The 2,636-nt window shown below is 37.3% G+C and carries 2 protein-coding genes; both read left to right on the top strand.

The genetic code is table 11. The features are described 5' to 3' along the window. The first annotated feature begins 322 nt into the window (after nt 1–322). Nucleotides 323–1,483: an ADP-forming succinate--CoA ligase subunit beta gene (gene sucC / locus CN514_RS21695; protein ID WP_098234358.1), complete on the top strand. Its 1,161-nt coding sequence runs from the start codon at nt 323–325 to the stop codon at nt 1,481–1,483. Between the two features lie 16 nt (nt 1,484–1,499). Continuing rightward, the gene (gene sucD, locus CN514_RS21690) at nt 1,500–2,414 is read left to right on the top strand and encodes a succinate--CoA ligase subunit alpha (protein WP_097975492.1); all 915 of its coding nucleotides are present in this window, start codon (nt 1,500–1,502) and stop codon (nt 2,412–2,414) included. Nucleotides 2,415–2,636 lie beyond the last annotated feature (222 nt).

The raw sequence follows: 2,636 nt of genomic DNA, 5'->3' as shown, positions 1-2,636 counted from the left end.
GTGGTCTAAAATAGAATAGATTAACGACTTTTAAAATTACATAAAATTTTAAGTTTGTATAAAGCAGATAAATGAATCGAAATGATGTAAAGCTAAAATCACTAACTGTCGTTAATTTATTTTTTTAAGGATATGGATATATTATTGGAAAAATAATATTGTAATATGATAAACTACATTGACTATTGTATATGAAAGGGTTTTCTATATAAAAACATAGAATATTTAATTCTTTTCTACTAAAGTATTTACAGTATATTCTGTAAGAGATACAATAGGAATGTGTTTTAATTTGTCTTGTTCTAAAAGGGGAGGATGGATCATGAATATCCATGAGTATCAAGGGAAAGAAATCCTACGAAGCTATGGCGTAAAAGTACCAAATGGTAAAGTTGCTTTCACAGTTGAAGAAGCAGTAGAAGCAGCAAAAGAATTAGGTACAGCTGTATGCGTAGTAAAAGCTCAAATTCACGCTGGTGGCCGCGGTAAAGCGGGTGGCGTAAAAGTAGCGAAAAATTTAGATGAAGTAAATACATATGCTAGTGAAATTCTAGGTAAAGTATTAGTTACTCATCAAACTGGACCAGAAGGTAAGGAAGTAAAGCGCTTACTTATCGAAGAAGGCTGCGATATTAAAAAAGAATATTATGTTGGTTTAGTTTTAGACCGCGCTACTTCACAAGTTGTATTAATGGCTTCTGAAGAAGGTGGAACTGAAATTGAAGAAGTAGCTGAAAAAACACCTGAAAAAATCTTTAAAGAGTATATTGATCCAGCAGTAGGTCTACAAGGCTTCCAAGCTCGTCGTATTGCGTTCAATATCAACATTCCAAGCAACTTAGTAAACAAAGCTGTTAAGTTCATGATGGGCTTATATGCTGCGTTTATCGAAAAAGATTGCTCAATCGCTGAGATTAACCCATTAGTAGTTACAGGTGATGGAGAAGTAATGGCATTAGATGCAAAGTTAAACTTTGACTCAAATGCTTTATATCGTCATGCAGACATTTTAGCTTACCGTGACTTAGAAGAAGAAGATCCAAAAGAAATCGAAGCTTCTAAGTATGACTTAAACTATATTTCTTTATACGGAAATATCGGATGTATGGTTAATGGTGCTGGTCTAGCAATGGCTACAATGGATATCATTAAACACTACGGTGGAGATCCGGCTAACTTCCTTGATGTAGGGGGCGGTGCTACTGCTGAGAAAGTTACAGAAGCGTTTAAAATTATCCTTTCTGACCAAAATGTTAAAGGGATTTTCGTTAATATCTTCGGAGGCATCATGAAGTGTGATGTTATTGCTGAAGGTGTAATCGAAGCAACTAAACAAGTTGGTTTACACTTACCATTAGTAGTTCGTTTAGAAGGAACGAATGTTGAATTAGGTAAGAAGATTCTTAATGAGTCAGGCTTAAACATTGTTGCAGCAGATTCAATGGCTGATGGCGCTGAAAAAATCGTTGCACTTGTAGGCTAAGAAAGGGAGGATAAAAATGAGCGTATTCATTAATAAAGATACAAAAGTCATTGTACAAGGTATTACTGGTTCACAAGGCTTATTCCATACAACTCAAATGTTAGAGTATGGTACTAAAATCGTTGGTGGTGTAACTCCTGGTAAAGGTGGAACTGACATTGCTGGCGTACCTGTATTCAATACAGTTAAAGATGCAGTTGAAACTACTGGTGCTAATGCATCTGTAATCTACGTACCACCAGCATTTGCTGCTGATGCAATCATGGAAGCAGTTGATGCAGAATTAGATATCGCGATTTGTATTACAGAAGGTATTCCAGTACTTGATATGGTAAAAGTTAAAAAGTACATGGAAGGCAAAAAGACTAGATTAGTTGGTCCTAACTGCCCTGGTGTAATCACTCCAGATGAGTGTAAAATTGGTATCATGCCTGGTTACATTCATAAAAAAGGTCATGTAGGAATCGTATCACGTTCTGGTACATTAACATATGAGGCTGTACATCAATTAACTCAGGCTGGTATTGGTCAATCTACAGCTGTAGGTATTGGTGGAGACCCTGTAAATGGAACAAACTTCATCGATGTATTAAAAGCATTCAATGAAGATCCAGAAACTTATGCAGTTATTATGATTGGTGAAATCGGTGGAACTGCAGAAGAAGAAGCTGCTGAGTGGGTACAAGCTAATATGGCGAAACCAGTAGTAGGATTCATTGGCGGTCAAACAGCTCCAGAAGGTAAACGTATGGGACATGCTGGTGCAATCATCGCAGGCGGTAAAGGTACTGCTAAAGAGAAAATGGCTACAATGGAAAGCTGTGGCATTAAAGTTGCACTTACTCCAGCAGTAATGGGCGAAACTTTAATTGGTGCATTAAAAGAGCGTGGCTTATATGAACAATGTAAGACACATGAAGCTTTAGTATAAGAAAAATAACAAGTAGCCTCCGATAGGAGGCTACTTGTTATTAGAAGAAAGAGTTCAAAAAATATGATTATCAGACTGATTGAAAACGCTTGTCTTTCGAGGCACGAAGTCTGATGAGGAGCGGAGTTACCTTTGACGGTAATGAGCACCGCAGTCAGGCGAAGCAACGAAGAAAGCGAGCGTTTGCCAACAGTCTGAGTAGCCTCCGATAGGAGGCTACTT

The organism is Bacillus sp. AFS001701, assembly GCF_002559405.1.
Classification (GTDB): Bacteria; Bacillota; Bacilli; order Bacillales; family Bacillaceae_G; genus Gottfriedia.
This window is presented reverse-complemented; position numbering and strand designations above follow the sequence as displayed.